Raw genomic sequence first — 18,482 nt, 5'->3', positions numbered from 1 at the left:
ATCGGGAATCGCTAAATACTATTGGGTAACATAATTATCTGTAAAGAACTTCCGGTAACCGGTCAGGTCTTTGGTACTGTTCAACAAAATAAAATTATCTCTCGAAATAATAAAAAAGGAATATTCTGTAGGACGGATCCGGGGGATAATGTTCACCGCAGCTTCGTCCCTGATCTCGTCAAAATAATCCAGCGCCTTGTCTTCATTCGGGAACATCCGGAAAATAAGCATCACATCACCGGGTGTCAGCACAAAACTTCCCACCTCTATTTTATCCGTAGCATGTTTGGCAGCATTATACCGGGTAAATTCTTTCAGCCCTTCGTCCATCAGTTCTTTGGATACCCGCTGAAATGACAGCACCACAAAATGCGGGTTATCGGCTTTCAGCTGATACGGTGTAACAGGCTTCTGCGGTACCAGGGGCGCAGGGGGCGCACCAGCCAGCTTAGCCAGGATCTGTGCGGAATCTGCCGGGGATTTAGCCCCATTCAGTTTATCAGTCAGTACAGGCTGCGGATTTTGCCATGGATACCGCATGGACACATTTTCGTCCAGCAGTACGCCTTTATCATCCACTTTCCGTACTTCCAGTTTACCGAGGTAATCTACCAGCTCCGCGCGGTGATCCAGTGCATCCAGCAGCGCCTTGGCCTGGGAGCGGATGGCGTCATCCGCCGCATATTTATTCATCACCGCCATCACTGCTTTGCGGGAAAGCTGCGCTGTATCGCCGGCGTACAGGGTGTCCGTTTTTACGATGATCATTGCTTCCAGCAAGTCGAACTTAGGTTGCAGGAAGTTGAAGCCGTAGGTGGTATCCGCCATACGTTTGCGGGCAAGCGCACCGGCATAGTCGCCATTGCGGAAAGCGGTGTAAGCCGAATCATAGGCGGCACTCACCGCTTTTTTCTTGGGCCCTTCCAGGTCTTTCAGACCGCCGGAACGGATAATGTCTGCAAAATTCGTATTGCCGTACTGGTTAAGGACCATGTTTTTATACCGGCCTGCTGCTGCAGTATGATTCAGTTTACCATGCCATACATACAGTGAATAAAGAACTTCCGGTTTACGGGGATGATCCGGGTAGATGATCAGCAGCGAGTCATAAGTTTCTATAGCCAGCGGGAAGTTTTCCAGTTTATCGTGATACAGTTTGCCAAGATCAAACCAGGCATCCTGGGTCATTTTTACAGAAGCAGCCAGTTTTTCCGGTGTCAGGGGTAGCCCCAACGCCAGGCTTTCACCGGTAATACTATCCGGAGGAAGATTTTCGGGAGATGAAGCACCGGGTGCATCCGTCAGCTGGATCGGGGCATTGCTGTTGGCAGCGTTTACCACCCCATTCTGGCTACGCCGCCAGTTATCAGCAGGTTGCCTGTTGCCCCATCTGCGTTTAAATTCAGAGTAGCCGGCAGATTTGCTGCCCTGGTTATAAAAGTACCAGTCGCCTTTCTCTTCTTTAGGGCTGTATGCGCCGCCATTATTGGATTCAAAGGTTGGACTGTCAAATGAGTTGGCCGCCTGCATGGCATCGGCTGTTTTCTTTTCAGCAGCTGCGGTTTTTATCACAGCGGCTGTTTTGGCCAGAAAAATGTTTCGCTCGGATTCGGGCATGGCAGCAATGCGTTGCAGACTGTCCTCTTTCCGGATGATTGCCAGCTTTCCCGCTACCTCCGCCAATACATCTTTGCGGATAGTTACGGTGGCGGCATCCACAAATTCAGGAGTCATTATACCCGCTGTGCTGTCATAATATTTTTTGGCATCCAGGTATTGACGCTGGTCATAATAAATATCGGCGATGCCTTTATAGGTAAGTGTACGCTGGATCAGGTTATTGCTGGGTACCTGCAATGATTTCTGCATGTAACCAAGCGCCGCTTCCGGGTCTTTAGGATATTCCAGGGTGCCCATGGTATACAGGATGGCATCGCGGAAATTGATAAACCTTTCCTTTTTCAGCATATGGTGCAGTCCTGCCTGGCTTTGTGCCAGTCCCCCTTCTGTTTCCGCATTCATTTTGGCTATCTGCAACCTGGCCTGGAAGTCCATCATCGGATCGGGCTTCAGGCTGATCACTCCCCGGAACTGTTCCATTGCAGAATCTTTCTGGTGCTGCTGTACATACAGCTGCCCCAGGATGTAGGACATCCTGGCCTTGGATACCTTATCACGGCTCTTTTTGATGGCCTCTTTCAGGGGTTCAATCGTTTCAGGGTAGCGTCCCTGTATATAGCTGCTGTAGGCGCGTACTTCTGCCAGTCCGCCATCCAGTCGGTGCGGAAAATTAGGATCTGTGTTCAGTACATTCAGCAGCGCCCTTACTTCATCGTATTCTTTTTGTTCCAGCAATGTTTTTGCCCGCCACAGGAAGGCGTCATTGCGTGCGTAGGTATGTTTGAAGCGTCCGAAGATGCCTTTTGTTTTTTCTGCGGAGGCAATAGAGATCTGATCCTTTTCACTGGAACCTACAACGGTTTTATACTCCGATTTCTTTTTCGGGGCAAAAGTGATATTGATGTATTGAAATGTTTTATTGGCGTTATCCAGGTCACCTTCATATAAATAGGCGCGGCCCATGAGCAGGAAACAGTCGTCTATCCACTTACCCCGCGGATCGTGCAACTGAATGGCCATGTTGGTTTTTTCTATCACGGAATCCAGCTCTCCTTTGTTGAAGCCCTCCCCATGCATACTTACCGGGTAAAAAGGCAGCAGTATGTTATAATTATCTTGTCCGTCGCGGCCGGCAGTTCTCACTACATTGTTCATTTTAGCGCGGGCGTGAAAATAGTAATTATAGTGCGTGGCCATATTCTGGAAAAACTTCCGTTTAAAATTCCAGCGTTTCTTTTCCAGCATTACTTCAGAAGGGGGACGACGATCCTGTACCCTTGGCTCTTTGGGCTTAAAGAGGGGTTTGCTCTGAGGATTGCTCTGAGATTTACGTGTGGTATTGTTCTGTGATTGCCGTTGTTGCGATGAATCGTTCCGGGGCCTATTTTGCGCCATAACCGCCGGAAATCCCATGCAAAACAATAAAAAAAATAAAACCGGATATTTCTGTAGCGATGTATAGCAATTCATGGATGCCAGGGTGTATAGGCTAAATATATATAACTTATTGTTTGAAAAAATATTTTAAAGATAGGATAAAATAGTTGATTGCTTTCTGCCATTATTAACGGCAAACCGACTTTTTTATGTCCGCAGCAGCGATTAAAGTACTGGTTTTCAAATAAAAATCCACCTGCTGGCAGGCAAACGGCAAAACACTATTCCTGATTATACAATAATGATTAACTTTAGCCGCCTGAAAACGAATAAATCTCTATAAGTATTACCACATAATGGCAAATAAGGGGAAGAAAAACAATAGAAGAAACCTGGAAAAACTGAGTCATAAATACCGCCTGGTAATTATGAATGACGACACATACGAAGAAGTTACGTCCTTTAAACTTTCCAGGATGAGTGTGTATATAGCGTTGAGTACCTTGTTTGTACTGCTGGTAGCTATTACCGTGGCTACAGTGGTATTTACACCATTGCGCTATTATATTCCAGGATATGGTGATCTGAAACAACGTAAAGAATTTATCCAGCTTAAAATGCGCGCAGACTCACTGGAAACAGCCATCATTGCCCGGGATCAGTACCTGGATAACATGAAGAAGGTGATCAACGGTGATTTTACCGGTAAACTGGATACTACGATGTTAAAAGTGCCTAAAGTAGATAACAGTACTTATTAAAAATTTAAGATTTACGGTTTGATAATTTGAGAATTTACGGGTAGTTTACGCTCAGACCATAAAATTCCTACATTCCTAAATTGAAAAATATTTATATATTTTATTTATCTTACATTGCTAAACTTGAAAAACCTGAAAACCTATGTTTAACAATCAGAAATCAAAAGGTGACAATAAGACCTTGTTACCTACGTCTACAATTAATATTATAGGCAGCGGAACTTCTATCCAGGGTGATATTGTATGTGAAGGCGATATCAGGATCGATGGACAGGTAAATGGGCTGGTATCAACAAAAGCCAAGATAGTAGTGGGTCCTGAAGGAGATATCATTGGCGACCTGGTTTGTCAGAGTGCAGATATTCTGGGTAAGGTAACCGGTATCATTAAGGTAGAAGAATTATTATTCCTGAAATCCAATGCGCTGGTACAGGGAGATGTGTATACCACACAATTTGAAATGGAGCCAACCGCTAAATTCAACGGCCGTTGCTTCATGGATAACCAACCGGCGCCAGACAACAAGAAAAATGGAAAATCCGTCCTCCAGGAAGCCCAGCAGGAAGCATAATCCCGTATTACGTTATGCCGGGTTGGCGTTTCAAATGATGGCCACATTGGGATTGGCAGTGTTTGCAGGGTATAAATTAGACCAGCGGATCGGCTGGCGGTTCCCTGTATTCCTGATCATTTTTTCTTTACTGGCATTAGCCCTACTTTTGTGGCAAATTATAAAAGATACCCGACGGCATGAGTGATAGATTTTTAATCAGATTATTTTCAGTTTTTGGAATTTTAAATGGCCTTATAGTAGTGTTCAAGCCCAGGTTACTGGATATCGGCGTACATATTTATGTGCTGATGGCCGGCAACCTGGTACTGGCATTAATAACACTGGTCTCCTACATGATGAGCCGCAAAGGGCTCGCCTCTTCCAACCAACACGCATTTGTACGCGCCGTATATGGCTCTACACTCAGCAAACTGGTACTCTGTGTACTCGGTATTGTTACCTATGTGCTGATTTACAAGCCCCATGTGAGCAAGCTCACGATTTTCATGCTATTGTTCCTGTACCTGGTATATACCGTATTTGAAACACTGAGCCTATACCGGCTCACAAGGCTAAAAAATAAATCGTAGTGAAGAAACAGGCGCCATTAAATGCTTTAGCGTCATATTTACCCACAGGTACCTTTGAGCAGGTAATGGATTTTATAACCACACATAAAGTTCACCTCACCGTTGCCAGAGAACGGAAAAGCATCCTGGGTGACTACCGCCCCCCTGATGGGCGCGGTAAAGGCCATCGTATCAGCGTAAATGGCTCCCTGAATAAATACGCCTTCCTCCTCACCCTCCTTCATGAAATTGCACACCTGATCACCTTTAACAAGTACGCCGACCGTGTGCTTTCTCATGGTAAAGAATGGAAATACGAATATGGCCTCATCCTCCGCGACTTTGTAGGCAAAAACCTGCTGCCACCGGATGTGGAACTCGCCGTACGGCAAAGTATGACGAATCCCGGCGCCAGCTCCTGCGCAGATGATCAGCTGATGCGGGTACTCCGGAACTATGATAATACCCCCGATACCCATTTTTTTATAGAACAGTTACCGCCAGACCAGTTGTTTAAAACAAAAGACGGCCGCGTATTCCGGAAAGGTGAAAAAATAAGAAAACGCTACCGTTGTGAAGAGGTAGCGTCCCGCCGTATTTATCTTTTCAGTCCCATTTATGAAGTGGAACTGGCCAGTTAAGGTTACTGATCTATTGTTCTCCTACATAATGCAATTGCTCAAAGCTCATCGCTTTATTAATCAGCTGAATACCCAATAACAAAATGCTGGCTTCTGATGCAGCCTGTAATTTAGGCGCATCGTCTGTTGGCTTATGATAGTCGTCATGCCCACCGGTATGAAAAAACATCACAGGCACCCGGTGCATATAAAAATTGTGGTGATCAGACGCGCCTTTGCCGGAAGCATCTGTAAAATACCGGATCCCCGGCTGTTGCACATCTTTGAAGATGGCCGGCCACTCTGCTGCACTGCCAAAACCACCGATACCAATACCCCTTTCAGGATTATAGCGGCCTATCATGTCCATATTCAGCATAAAATGCACTTTATCCAATGGCTGCAACGGGTGAGCCGTGTAATATTTCGATCCCTGTAGCCCCAGCTCCTCACCGCCGAAAGCGATAAAGAGAAAATTAAAGGGTTCTTTCTGCTTATTCTTCACATAATGACGGGCCAGCTCCAGCAAACCGGCTACACCAGACGCATTATCATCTGCACCGTTATGAATCTCCCCGATGGGATATTTGCCATCGAATAAACCGGCCGTACCCAAGTGATCATAGTGGGCGCCAATAACAATCGTATGTGCGGCCCCGTTATCCAGGAATCCAAGTACATTCCTGCTGGGAACATTTTTATGCGCGTTCTTATCAAAAGTAAAATCCTGGAAGTAACTGCTGCCATTAACCGGCTGTAGTCCCAGTTTTTTAAATTGCTTAGCCACAAAGCGGCTGGCTTTCATACCGCCCTTTTCTGCTGTACCCCTGCCTTTCAGCTTCTCCGAGGCGAGATAGTTTACAATTTGCTGTATCCTGCCGGCATTGGGCAGGGTGTCCTGTGCATGGGCAGTGGACAACCCTCCTGCCAGCATCAACAATAACAAGCTTCTCTTCATCATATAACAACCGGGTTATGCAAAAGCCCCCAGCATTACTGCTGAGGGCTCCCACTATTTAATCTTTCTTATCTGTTCATTACTTTTTCTTTTGCTGCACTTGCCGCTTCTGCACTTCTTCCAGCTTCTCCTGCCATTTGGATTTGCTGACAGGTTTCTTCTTATTCTCCTGGATCTGTGCGTGAATCTTATCATGATTGATGATAAATGTCTGAATCACCCACTGCAGCGCGATACTGATCACGTTGGACAGGAAGTAGTAGAACGTGAGGGCAGCTGCCAGCCTGTTAAAGATTCCCAGTAACATCACGGGCATCATGTAAGGCATATACTTCATAACCGGGTTGCTCTGATCGGTCATTCCACGGTTGTAGAACGCCAGGATCAAGCTGGTAACAGTCATCAGGATGGTGAACAAGCTGATGTGACTACCATAGAACGGTATCGTAAATGGCAGGTTCAGGATAGAATCATAGGTTGATAAATCCTTTGCCCACAGGAAGCTTTCCTGACGCAGTTCAATAGAGGATGGGAAGAAGCTGTACATCGCTACCAGGATCGGTAACTGCAATAAAGCAGGTAAACAGCCTCCCAGCGGGTTCACGCCGGCACTTTTGAACAGTTTCATCTGCTCCACGCCAAAAGCCTGCTGGTCGTCGCCATGTTTGGCTTTCAGTGCATCTATTTCAGGCTTCAGTACCTTCATCTTGGCCTGAGACACATAGCTCTGGTAAGTGAAAGGTGCTATCAGCAAGCGGATGAAGAGGGTCAGCAAAATGATGATCACGCCATAGCTGCCGATAAATCCACTCAGGAAGTTAAACACGGGGATAATGATCCAGGTGTTTACATACTTCACAAAAGCGAAAATGCCTGTACCCAGTGGAATAATCTTTTCCAGGCCCAGGTCAAATGACTTCAGCGTTTTATAGTGGTTAGGACCATAATAAATTTCTATGGGGAAGGTAAAATCATTGGCCCGGTTGTAAGGTATTTGCAGCGTGGCGAAGGTTTGTCCTACGATATTACCGCTTTCAGGAACTTTCGCATTTACTTCAGCACTGTTGAAATTATCCTTTTTAGCGATCAGCGTAGTATTGAAGAACTGCTGTTTTACGCTCACCCATTTCAGCTTGTTTTCCAGTTTTTCGTGGGCAGTACGCTGTAAGGTGAAGTAATCATGCTTTTCATTGCTATACATGTAGTGCACCTGGTTGTTGAGGCGCTCATTTTCCATGTCGTGCTCCTGTTTATCTTCCTGGCTGTTCCATTGTAGGTTCAGGTAGTTCTGATTACCCGGCATCAGACCCTGGAGGCCCACGGCATGAATGGTGTAATCAACGATATAAGTACCTGGTTTTACATTATATACAAACTCAAGATAAGCAGCAGGATCGCTTGTATTCAGGCGGTAGCTGACAGACTGTGTGCCATCAGCCAGCTTCTGTACAGGGCTGGGGGTAAAGAACAGGTCAGCACTGTTCAGCACTTTGCTGGAACTGGCAGGAACTTCCAGCGACAGGCGGTTGAAAGAACCTTGCAGCAACATCAACGGGGCGCCATCGGAAGTTTTGAATTTTTTCAACTGCACACTGGCCGGTTGTCCACCTTTATTGGAGAAAGTGATTTTCACATCATCATTTTCCACGATAGTAGTCTGCACGCTGCCAACGGCGGCTGCGGCAAAAGCACCGAATTCGCCTGTAAGCTGTGCATGTTGAGCGGAATCAGTTTGTACAGCATTACCTGTAGCCAGTTTCGCCGTATCTGTGAATACCGTTTTAGGCTTATTAAGATTAGCGATGGAATCTTGCCGGGCTTTCTCCTTAGTGATATTTACCTGTTGTTTCTGGTTAAAGAAAATATATCCTACCAGTAATACGCCTAACAGTAAAAACCCAATAACCGAATTTCTATCCATGAAATGCAATTAAAATTTAGGCAGCAAAGGTAAGCATGATTTATGATTTGATCCGTCTTTTTACGTGAGACCAAGATTAAAGGAGTTTAAAAGGATTGATAGGATGGGCATAGGAGATAAAAAGATATATTTCAGGGAGATAAAAAAAGCCGCCCGGAAATCTCCGGACGGCTTTTGAATGAGTTTTATATTTAATTTAACGAAGAGCAGGTACCCGCAAGAAGATCGTATTACTTATTTATCTATCTATCTTATCTCCTACACCCATCCTATCAATCCTTAAATCTTATAATCCTGGTCCACTTTTTCCTCTGCAATCTTCGCTTTACTATTCTTGTTTTCAGCATATAGCTTGGCTGCCTGCACAAACGATACAAAGATCGGGGCCGGGCTTTCCACGGTGCTTTTCAGTTCAGGGTGGAATTGTGAGCCTACAAAGAAAGGATGGTCAGCCAGTTCAACGATTTCTACCAGGCCACTTTCCGGGTTTTTACCGGAAGGTATCAATCCGGCTTGTTCAAACTGTTCCAGGAAGGCGTTATTGAACTCATAACGGTGACGGTGTCTTTCGCTGATGGTGGTAGTACCATATATTTCCGCAGCTTTGGAGCCGGGTAGCAATTCGCAGGAGTAAGCGCCCAAACGCATCGTACCGCCTTTTGCAGTCACCTTTTTCTGCTCTTCCATCAGGTTGATAACCGGATGAGCTGTATCAGGGTTCATTTCCACGGAGTGTGCATCTTTCCAGCCCAGTACATTACGGGCGAATTCCACCACACTCATCTGCATACCCAAACAAATACCAAAGAAAGGCAGCTTATTTTCACGTGCATACTGAATAGCCGTGATCTTTCCTTCAATACCGCGGTGACCGAACCCTGGCGCTACGAGTAGCCCATCGAGGTTTTTCAGTTTTTCACAGGCATTTTCAGGTGTAAGATGCTCGGAATGAATATTTTGTACAATTACTTTGCATTCATTCAGCGAACCCGCATGAATAAATGATTCGAGGATGGATTTGTAAGCATCCTGCAATTCCACGTATTTACCGATCAAACCGATCGTTACTTTGGATTTGGGATATTTCAGTTTATCCAGGAATTCGCGCCATTTAATCAGTTCAGGTTCTTTCTCTACCGGAAGGTTCAGTCTTTTTAAAACAGAAATATCCAGTTTTTCCCGCATCATTTCCAGCGGTACTTCATAGATGGTAGGAACGTCATTGGCCTCGATAACCGCATCTACCTGTACATTACAGAAGAGGGCGATTTTCTTTTTGAGATCACGGTACAACGGTTCTTCTGTGCGGCATACAATGATGTCCGGATGAACACCATATTCGCTCAGTAAACGTACAGAGTGTTGTGTAGGCTTGGTTTTCAGCTCTTTTGCCGCACGCAGGTACGGAATGAGCGTAAGATGCACTACAAGACAATCTTCTTCACCAAGTTCCCACTGTAACTGACGAACCGCTTCAATGTAAGGGAGTGATTCAATATCGCCCACCGTACCACCTAATTCAGTAATGACGATATCATATTTACCATCTTTGCCCAACAAAAGGATCCGGCGTTTGATTTCATCCGTAATGTGCGGAATCACCTGTACGGTTTTACCCAGGTAGGCGCCTTCTCTTTCTTTGTTGATAACAGTCTGATAAATACGGCCGGTAGTAACGTTATTGGCCTGGGAAGTGGGCGTATTCAAAAAACGCTCATAATGTCCCAGATCAAGATCGGTTTCGGCACCATCTTCTGTTACGTAACATTCCCCGTGCTCATAAGGGTTTAACGTTCCCGGATCCACATTTATGTATGGATCGAACTTCTGAATAGTCACTCTAAAGCCGCGCGCCTGCAATAGCTTAGCAAGCGAGGCAGCTATAATTCCTTTACCCAAAGAGGAAGTAACACCTCCCGTAACGAAGATATATTTTGCCATAAAAACTAAAATTCTGCTTAAAATACTTGACCTATAATGGGGGAAGTGCCAGATTGCAAATGGTGTAATACCTGTCAAGTAAACTACTTCCGGAGGTCATGCAAAGTTACACAAATTTGCTTCGCACCCAAGTTTTTTACTTTGGGGCCTTATTTGTTTGCTAATTTTTGGAGGATTCTATTCAGCTCTCATCATTGATCTACAGGGCGTTTTAAAGAATTTTCAAGCGTTGGAAATTATTTATTAAAAACATTTATCCTGATTTCAAACCCCACAGATGCTTTAGATCAATAGAGATATAAACAGTAAATTTGCGTCCGAAATACATAAATAATGACTTTAACGCCTAAGAGAGCACAGGATTCGATCATACAGATGACAGAACTGGTTTTGCCAAATGATACCAATACCTTCGGAAACCTCATGGGTGGCCGTTTGATGTATTGGATGGACATTGCAGCCGCCCTCGCCTGTATGAAACATTGCAGTGCCCCCGTGGTGACTGCCTCCGTTGACAACATCTCTTTTGAAAACCCAATCAAACTGGGTAATGTCGTTCATATAGAATCCAAGATAAGCCGCGCTTTCAATACTTCCATGGAAGTGCATTTACGGGTATGGGGAGAAGATCCCGTTCAACAATACCGCTACAAATCCAATGAAGCTTTCATGACCTTTGTAGCCCTCGACCCCAATGGGAACTCACGGCCGGTTCCCGGTGTTATCACTGATACAGAAGAAGAAAAAAGATTATATGAAGGAGCCCTCCGCCGCCGCCAGCTCCGCCTCATCCTGAGCGGTAAAATGAAACCCCAGGACGCCGATGAGTTGAAGGCGCTGTTCTTTGAAAAGATCTGATGAATATTTATTCATCCCCATTCTTTAAAGAACTTCTCCAGGAAAGTCTCCATAAACCCATGTCGTTCTATTGCCAATTCCTTACCGGTGGTGGTATTCATACGATCTTTCAGCAGCAATAGCTTTTCATAAAAATGATTAATGGTGGGAGCTGTACTTTTCTTGTAGGTTTCCCGGCTCATATTCAGGTCTGGTGTAATACCCGGATCATACAATGCCCTGTTTTTAAAGCCGCCGTAATTAAAAGCACGGGCAATACCAATGGCGCCGAGTGCATCCAGGCGATCGGCATCCTGTACTACGCCCAGTTCTGTTGAGTAGAACGTTTGTTCATTATTGCCTCCTTTGAAAGAAATATGACGGATTATGTTGACCACATGCGTTATGGTAGCTTCCGGCAATCCCAAAGACAGCATAAAAGCCGTGGCTTTGGCCGGACCTATATTTTCATCTCCATCGTGGAATTTTGAATCCGCAATATCATGCAGCAATGCACCCAGTTCTACCACTAACGGATCTACGGTTTCTTTTGCCGCAATATGCCGGGCCTGCTGCCATACCCGGTAGATGTGCCACCAGTCGTGGCCTCCTTCTGCTTCGGTCAGCTCCTCTTTTACAAAAGCAACGGCTGCATCAATAATTTTCTGTTGTTCCTGCATAGCTATAAAGATAAGATGGAAACTTTTTTATACCCGCAACCGTTATATATAATATGATACAGATTAAACGCATATACGAAGATTATGCGGCAAATGACGGCTACCGGATACTGGTAGACCGGCTATGGCCAAGAGGTGTGAAGAAAGAAGATGCCCATATAGACGAATGGATCAAAGATATTGCCCCCAGCGATGCACTGCGGAAATGGTTCAATCATGAACCCGAAAAATATCCGGCATTCAAAACAAAATATAAAGCAGAATTACGTGATAGAGAAGAATTGCTGGCTGCCATCAGGGAAAGAGGACAACATCATCGGGTAACATTATTATACGGGGCTAAAGATCAGGAGCATAACCAGGCACAGGTACTGCTGGAGATTTTAAAGCAATAGCTCAGATTTTTTCACTGTCTGTTTTTACCAACACGTCTGTGATACTATTGAGTTGTTTTACTTTGTTACTGAAATCACCTTTCAGTTTATCGCGGATGATATATAGTTTGTTTAATACTTCATCCAGGGTATCGGGGATAGCTTCCTGTAATACCTGTTTCAAACGTTTGGCAACAGTAGGCGATTTACCATTTGTAGAGATGGCAATTTTCAGGTTTCCTTTCTGTACAATAGAGCCGAGATAAAAATCACAAAGATCAGGCGTATCAGCCACATTGATCAATACCTTGCTCACTTTGGCCTTTTCCCAGATACGATAGTTCAGTTCCTTGTCGTTGGTAGCAGCTATCACCAGGTCTTTTCCCAGCAGGTCGCCACAGGAAAACGGCTTTTGAATCAGTGTCACGTTTGGATATTGATGCGCAATTTCCTCCAGTGCAGGTAAAAAGTCCAGGGATACGATGGTTACATTTCCATCCGGACAATTCTGCAATAAGGCGTTTGCTTTCTCCAATCCAATATTACCGCCGCCCACAACAAGTACCTGTAGGCGGTGTAACTTGAAAAATACGGGAAACAACTGATTCTCTTCCATTATACAGCTATTTGAAGTTCTTCTGAAACTTTTACCTGTAGAGCATTGAATTCTTCATGAAAGCGTACCACCTCGCCAATAACAATAATAGCAGGATTGTGCAGTTGTTTGGTGGCTGCTATTTCCACCAGGTCACCTACATTTCCCAGTCCCATTTGTTGGGATGGAAGTGAACCGTTTTGAATAATGGCGGCAGGTATTTTTCCTTTGCCCTGTGCTTCATAAATACCGGCTATTTCTGCCAGTTTGCTCATGCCCATCAGTATTACCACCGTTGTATTGGCCTGGATGGCATGATCCAGGTCGCGGGATAAGTTGCCGTGTTGTGTGTTGCCGGTGATCACCCAGAAACCTTCGCTCACATTACGGGCGGTAACAGGGATCTTATTTACACCGGGTATGGAAATAGCACTGGAGATACCGGGGATTACTTCTGCTGTGATACCGAACTGTTGTGCGAAAGCTATTTCTTCCTGACCACGTCCGAATACAAAAGGATCCCCACCTTTCAATCTTACCACACTACCATAAGTTAAGGCATACTTCACGATCATCCTGTTTATCTCATCTTGTGAGTAAACGTGCATACCTGCACGTTTACCTACAAAACGACGAAGACAGTTAGCCGGTGCATGTTCCAGCAATTCATTGTTGGAAAGCGCATCGTAAAGAATAACCCGTGCGTGCTGAATAGCTTTCAGCCCTTTTACGGTGATCAGTTCCGGATCACCAGGGCCTGCGCCGACAAGGGTAAGTTTAGGTTGTATATTTTGCATTTGATATTAGTCTTTAGATAGATAAAAAATTACGCCTGTACCAGTTCGCTGGTTTTCTGACGATAAGCCTGTGCTACTTTATAGAAGTTGGTAGCCTCTTCAAAATACCGGCGTGCAAAATCTTCCGTAGGCTCGTTCTCGTTAATCGTCAGTACCAGTGCTTTGAAACTTTCAGGGAAACTGAATTTGCCGGTATCCACAAAGTGTTTGTCAAAATCATTCAGCATACCTATTTGTGTATTACAGTTGATACTTTCGCCGAGCAATAATGCCTTAGCACCCTGCACAAACGAGGAGTAAATGTTGTAGATACTGTCGGCATACGCACCCGCTTCGATACCATTTTTCGCCAATTGCAGTTTTTCATCTGCTTCCAGCAGTAATACCGCTACCAGGTCAATCACTACGCCGGCGCATTCGCCCACGCCGATAGCAGTAGCATATTGTTCAGCCTGGCCCCAGTCTATAAACTCGTCATCCCGTAAGGTGGTGAGATCTGTCAGGGGTTTCAGCAATGTGTAAAAATATTTTTCACCCTGACGGTCAAAGTAGTCGTTAAACAGCTCGCTCTGCACACCGTTGGATTCGTAATCGCTCAACAGCAGGCGTAATACGTCCGGACCACGGCGGCTCGGTACTTTTATCACCTTACCGGCTATACGTCCTTCGCCGTTACCGAGGATGCCACCACCCAGCAATACTTGCAGGGCAGGTAATACGCGGCCACCGCTTTTCATGGAAGAACCATGGAAGCCGATGCTGGCGATACCATGCTGTCCGCAGGAGTTCATACAACCGCTGATCTTGATTTTGATGTCGCGGTTATAAATCAGATCAGGAAATTCTTCCCTGATAACATCTTCCATTACAGCAGCCACACCGGTGCTGTTGGAAATACCGAGGTTACAGGTATCTGTACCGGGGCAGGAAGTGATGTCAGCCACACTGTCAAAACCAGGATCAGCAAAACCCAATTCATCCAGTACGCTGAATACATAAGGCAGGTTTTCCGGCAGAATATATTTCAGGAGCAGGCCCTGGTTGGCAGTTACTCTCACATCATCTGCTATTACCGGCCGCAGGGCGTCAATCATCTTGCGGGCGATACCTGTAGGCAGGTTGCCCAGCAGTACTTTAACGTATGCAGCAATGTAGCCGGTTTGTTTTTGTTCAAAAGTATTGGTCTTCTTCCAGGCCTCATACTTTTGCTGATCTTTGAGGGTATAGGCAGGTACTTCACCAACAACAGGCGGTACGGTTTGCGGCCAGGCGGCAGCATCTATTTCCACCTGTTTTACTTTGATGGCTGGATATTCTTCCTGCATCAGGCGTTCAAATTCTTCCAGACCAATTTTCTGAAGAAGATATTTCAACCGCGCTTTATTTCTGTTGGTTCTTTCGCCATAGCGATCAAACACACGTATTACATTTTCAATATAAGGCAGGAGCTTGTCTGCTTCCAGGAAGTCGAGGGTAGGTTTCGCCAGCATGGGTTGTGCGCCCAAACCGCCGCCTATTACCACTTTGAAGCCACGTACTTCTTTACCGTCTACTATCTTCACTTTTGGCACCAGTCCAACGTCGTGAATGAAAGCCCAGGCGGTATCATAATCGCTGGAAGAGAAAGCTATTTTAAATTTGCGGCCCATTTCCTGGGAAATAGGGTTGCGGAGAAAATAGCGGAAAGCTGCATCCGCGTAGGGTGTTACATCAAATGGTTCGTGCGGGTCAATACCGGCGCGGTCAGATGCAGTAACGTTACGAACGGTGTTACCGCAGGCTTCGCGGATGGTCACCTGATCTTCTTCCAGTTTGTGCCACAGTTCAGGTGTTCTGTCCAGGCTCACAAAGTGGATCTGTATATCCTGACGGGTAGTAAAATGCAGGTTGCTGGTAGCGTATTCATCGGAAACATCGCAGATACGACCCCACTGTTGCAGGGTCATTTTACCATAAGGTAATTTTATGCGGATCATCTGCACACCTGGCTGGCGCTGGCCATAAATGCCTCTGGCCAAACGAAGGCTGCGGAATTTCTCATCCGGAATTTTTCCTTCGCGGAACAGGTGAATCTTCTTCTCCAGGTCTATGATATCACGTTCTACTATTGGATTTTCAAGTTCTGTTCTGAAGCTTTGCATAAAAAATATTTTCTGTTGGTGGTAAAAAACTTTTTAAAATTCTGGTTGGGTGTATAAAAATCAAACGCCCCCGGCTATTTGCGGAGGCATCGTATAACTATTATGATGATAATAAGCAATCATCGGTATTTCATACTTACACGCGTTCCGCAGCTGCTATAAAACAACAACTACCCATTCTGCCACAATTTCTGCCCTGATTATTACCCATATTTCCTATAATTTTAGTAGAGTAATACAAAGATAGAAATGCAGGGCGTCTTTCCAAAACTTTTTTTGATAAAAATGCAGGAATATTTTGAGAGATAAACAAAGGGAAAATGGACACTGATAAATAGTATTTATATACAACACATTATTTATCATTTATTTATAACAGACAAGTCCGTTAAAGACGAGAGATCCGCCATAACCAGAACTTATGCGGTATAACTATTTATTATGGCTTCCACTCCTTATTAAGAATGTCTTTTCTCCGCATTATGGAAAACCCGGCTGACGGGCATTATCACCACAGGATAGTTTACCCAACGCATTCCTTATCTTTGCGGCGCTAAAGACAAATCATGATTAACACGGTAATATTTGATATGGATGGCCTCCTGATAGACTCCGAACCACTTTGGGGTATTGCTTTGCGGGAGGTATTTACAACGGTAGGCGTTACATTATCTCCTGAGTTGACACACCTTACAACAGGGTTGCGCACCAAAGAAGTGGTGAGCTACTGGCACAACTATTTTAAATGGAACAGCAAAAGCCCGGAAGTGGTAACAGAAGAGATCATTGATAATGTTACCCATAAAATAATAGCGGAAGGCAAGGCCATGGAAGGTTTGCAGTATATCCTGCAATTTTTTAAAGCACAGGGGTTTAAGATGGGACTAGCTTCCTCTTCTTCCCTGCGGCTCATAGAAGCTGTGCTGGCTCACCTGGAAATCAGGGATTATTTTGAAGCCGTATATTCTGCCGAATTTGAGGACTATGGTAAGCCGCATCCCGCCGTATACCTGGCCTGTGCCAAAGCACTGCACAGCGATCCGCTGGACTGTTTAGCCTTTGAAGACTCTGTTACCGGTATGATAGCCGCCAAGGCTGCCAGGATGAAAACGGTGGTGGTGCCTGAGCTGCATAACCGCCACGATGCCCGCTACGCACTGGCAGACATGAAGCTGGATTCCCTCCTGGAATTCAACGCAGCCAAACTTTCCCTGCTGTGTAAATAGTTAAATTGTCCATTTTACGAAGAAGCTCTTTTTACAAAAAAGGATGATATTCCGGTCATTTTTACGTATATTTGACTGAAATATCGGTCAATTGAAAAGTAAAAAGAGCATACTATTACCCTCTGCAGAAAAAACACTCCTGGAATTGGGGGAAAATATAAAACTGGCGCGCAAACGCCGGAAGCTATCTGAAAACCAGGTAGCGGAAAGGGCTGGTATTGCCCGTTCCACCCTGCAATTGATCGAAAAGGGGGCTGCAGGTGTAGCCCTAAGTTCTTATCTACAGGTACTTTTTGTGTTGGGATTGGATAAAGACCTGCTAAAGGTAGCCGCAGACGATCCGTTGGGAAGAAAATTACAGGATGCCGGACTGTTAAATAAAAAGAAATAAGATGGCAAAAACAGGCGCGTATACAAAGCAAATACTGGTTTATGCTGACTGGATGGAGCTGGAAGGCGCTGCCTTGATGGGGACCCTTCGTATTGAACAGGTGCGGGGAAAAGAGATCTTTTCTTTTTCTTATGATAAAGCATGGCTGGAAACAGGCCGGGCTTTGTTACTTGATCCTGACCTGGGATTTTATGCGGGACCACAATACAATAAAGAAGAGAAGCCCAATTTCGGTCTGTTTACAGATTCTGCACCTGACCGGTGGGAACGTGTATTAATGGAACGCCGGGAAGCAATGCTCGCGCGGCAGGAAGGCCGAAAGCCCCGGTCGCTGATGGAAAGTGATTACCTGCTGGGCGTTTTTGACCGCTATCGGATGGGGGCTATCAGGTTTAAGTTAGACGGGAACGGCTCGTTCCTCTCTGGATAGCCAAATTCCCAAGCCGCAAAGATGAATGGGACATCGGTGGATGGGAAGCTGTTGTCAATACACTGGCAACCCAGTCCGGACTGAATGTGGCAACAGGAGTAGCTCGTCGCTTTACCCAGGACTACCACAGTTACCTGACGAAACGTTTTGATCGTAGTGGAGACAAACGCATTCATTTTGCATCAGCCCTGACGCTACTCGGTCAGGTTGATGGTGCGGATGCTGCGGCTAATGTATCTTATCTGCACCTCGCAGAATTCATCATGCAATACGGTGCCCAGCCTGATAAGGATATGGAAGAACTATGGCGTAGGAACGTTTTTAACATTTGCGTAAGTAATAGTGACGACCACCTGAGAAATCACGGCTTTCTGCTCACACCAAAAGGATGGAGCTTATCACCAGCCTATGATATTAATCCCATTCCGGATTCCACGGGACTGCACCTGAATATTTCCGAATACAGCAATGCACTCGATCTTGATCTGGCCCGGGAAGTAGCAGAACAATTCCGGGTGCAGGAAAAGAAAAGAGAGTTAATTATCGATAAGATCACGAGAACAGTAAGTCATTGGCATGAAATAGCCGGAAAAACCGGCATCCCTCGCAGTGAACAGCAACGGATGGAAAATGCTTTCTCTATCAAATAAAAAAATCCCGTTCTGTTTTTACACAGAACGGGATTATTATT

Annotated in this window: 18 protein-coding genes; 10 read left to right on the top strand and 8 right to left on the bottom strand. The window is 45.2% G+C overall.

Translation table 11 applies throughout. The features are described from left to right. Positions 1-18: 18 nt before the first annotated feature. On the bottom strand, positions 19-3,015 hold the full coding sequence (locus ABQ275_RS02900) for a hypothetical protein (protein WP_349316767.1): 2,997 nt from the start codon (positions 3,013-3,015) through the stop codon (positions 19-21). A gap of 338 nt (positions 3,016-3,353) precedes the next feature. Between ABQ275_RS02900 and ABQ275_RS02895 the strand changes: the two genes are divergently transcribed. The 4 genes from ABQ275_RS02895 to ABQ275_RS02880 all read left to right on the top strand — a co-directional run bounded on the left by ABQ275_RS02895 (position 3,354) and on the right by ABQ275_RS02880 (position 5,521). After that, positions 3,354-3,758: a hypothetical protein gene (locus ABQ275_RS02895; RefSeq protein WP_349316766.1), complete on the top strand. Its 405-nt coding sequence runs from the start codon at positions 3,354-3,356 to the stop codon at positions 3,756-3,758. A 142-nt stretch (positions 3,759-3,900) separates the two neighbouring features. Further along, positions 3,901-4,329, top strand: coding sequence for a polymer-forming cytoskeletal protein (locus ABQ275_RS02890; protein ID WP_349316765.1), 429 nt, complete (start codon positions 3,901-3,903; stop codon positions 4,327-4,329). A gap of 242 nt (positions 4,330-4,571) precedes the next feature. Continuing rightward, positions 4,572-4,901 (top strand): hypothetical protein, encoded by a 330-nt coding sequence (locus ABQ275_RS02885; RefSeq protein WP_349316764.1) that lies wholly within the window; start codon positions 4,572-4,574, stop codon positions 4,899-4,901. Then, entirely contained in the window at positions 4,901-5,521 is a 621-nt protein-coding gene (locus tag ABQ275_RS02880; protein ID WP_349316763.1) for a SprT-like domain-containing protein, read from the top strand. Before ABQ275_RS02885 ends, ABQ275_RS02880 begins: the two co-directional genes overlap by 1 nt. Before the next feature lie 10 nt (positions 5,522-5,531). On the opposite strand, the gene ABQ275_RS02875 is transcribed toward ABQ275_RS02880, so the two are convergent. From ABQ275_RS02875 to ABQ275_RS02865, 3 genes are all read right to left on the bottom strand, one after another. Further along, entirely contained in the window at positions 5,532-6,461 is a 930-nt protein-coding gene (locus ABQ275_RS02875; RefSeq protein ID WP_349316762.1) for a M20/M25/M40 family metallo-hydrolase, read from the bottom strand. Positions 6,462-6,537: 76 nt separating this feature from the next. After that, complete coding sequence (gene yidC / locus ABQ275_RS02870) at positions 6,538-8,379, bottom strand: membrane protein insertase YidC (RefSeq protein WP_349316761.1); 1,842 nt, start codon at positions 8,377-8,379, stop codon at positions 6,538-6,540. A 279-nt stretch (positions 8,380-8,658) separates the two neighbouring features. Further along, positions 8,659-10,320 (bottom strand): CTP synthase, encoded by a 1,662-nt coding sequence (locus tag ABQ275_RS02865; protein WP_349316760.1) that lies wholly within the window; start codon positions 10,318-10,320, stop codon positions 8,659-8,661. A gap of 333 nt (positions 10,321-10,653) precedes the next feature. Here ABQ275_RS02865 and ABQ275_RS02860 point away from each other — a divergent pair, with 333 nt between their 5' ends. After that, positions 10,654-11,178 (top strand): acyl-CoA thioesterase, encoded by a 525-nt coding sequence (locus ABQ275_RS02860; protein WP_349316759.1) that lies wholly within the window; start codon positions 10,654-10,656, stop codon positions 11,176-11,178. 11 nt (positions 11,179-11,189) lie between these two features. Here ABQ275_RS02860 and ABQ275_RS02855 read toward each other — a convergent pair whose 3' ends face one another. Further along, entirely contained in the window at positions 11,190-11,837 is a 648-nt protein-coding gene (locus ABQ275_RS02855) for an HD domain-containing protein (protein ID WP_349316758.1), read from the bottom strand. A gap of 53 nt (positions 11,838-11,890) precedes the next feature. Between ABQ275_RS02855 and ABQ275_RS02850 the strand changes: the two genes are divergently transcribed. After that, positions 11,891-12,232, top strand: a complete 342-nt coding sequence (locus ABQ275_RS02850; RefSeq protein WP_349316757.1) for a DUF488 domain-containing protein — start codon at positions 11,891-11,893, stop codon at positions 12,230-12,232. A gap of 1 nt (position 12,233) precedes the next feature. On the opposite strand, the gene ABQ275_RS02845 is transcribed toward ABQ275_RS02850, so the two are convergent. From ABQ275_RS02845 to ABQ275_RS02835, 3 genes are read right to left on the bottom strand one after another with little or no spacing between them, the layout of a single operon-like run. After that, the gene (locus tag ABQ275_RS02845; RefSeq protein ID WP_349316756.1) at positions 12,234-12,827 is read right to left on the bottom strand and encodes a bifunctional precorrin-2 dehydrogenase/sirohydrochlorin ferrochelatase; all 594 of its coding nucleotides are present in this window, start codon (positions 12,825-12,827) and stop codon (positions 12,234-12,236) included. Then, complete coding sequence (gene cobA / locus ABQ275_RS02840; RefSeq protein WP_349316755.1) at positions 12,827-13,603, bottom strand: uroporphyrinogen-III C-methyltransferase; 777 nt, start codon at positions 13,601-13,603, stop codon at positions 12,827-12,829. Before cobA ends, ABQ275_RS02845 begins: the two co-directional genes overlap by 1 nt. Before the next feature lie 29 nt (positions 13,604-13,632). Beyond that, positions 13,633-15,744 carry a nitrite reductase gene (locus ABQ275_RS02835; protein ID WP_349316754.1) on the bottom strand — a complete coding sequence of 704 codons (2,112 nt, stop codon included), beginning with the start codon at positions 15,742-15,744 and terminating at the stop codon, positions 13,633-13,635. Between the two features lie 566 nt (positions 15,745-16,310). Here ABQ275_RS02835 and hxpB point away from each other — a divergent pair. From hxpB to ABQ275_RS02815, 4 genes are all read left to right on the top strand, one after another. Further along, the gene (hxpB, locus tag ABQ275_RS02830) at positions 16,311-16,970 is read left to right on the top strand and encodes a hexitol phosphatase HxpB (protein WP_349316753.1); all 660 of its coding nucleotides are present in this window, start codon (positions 16,311-16,313) and stop codon (positions 16,968-16,970) included. Between the two features lie 91 nt (positions 16,971-17,061). Then, the gene (locus ABQ275_RS02825; protein ID WP_349316752.1) at positions 17,062-17,361 is read left to right on the top strand and encodes a helix-turn-helix transcriptional regulator; all 300 of its coding nucleotides are present in this window, start codon (positions 17,062-17,064) and stop codon (positions 17,359-17,361) included. 1 nt (position 17,362) lies between these two features. After that, entirely contained in the window at positions 17,363-17,791 is a 429-nt protein-coding gene (locus ABQ275_RS02820; protein ID WP_349316751.1) for a hypothetical protein, read from the top strand. After that, positions 17,788-18,441, top strand: a complete 654-nt coding sequence (locus ABQ275_RS02815) for a HipA domain-containing protein (protein ID WP_349318815.1) — start codon at positions 17,788-17,790, stop codon at positions 18,439-18,441. Before ABQ275_RS02820 ends, ABQ275_RS02815 begins: the two co-directional genes overlap by 4 nt. Positions 18,442-18,482: the final 41 nt, after the last annotated feature.

Source organism: Chitinophaga sp. MM2321 (assembly GCF_964033635.1).
Taxonomy (GTDB): Bacteria; Bacteroidota; Bacteroidia; order Chitinophagales; family Chitinophagaceae; genus Chitinophaga.
The sequence above is the reverse complement of the archived record's forward strand: the minus strand, read 5'-3'. Positions and strand labels throughout refer to the sequence as shown.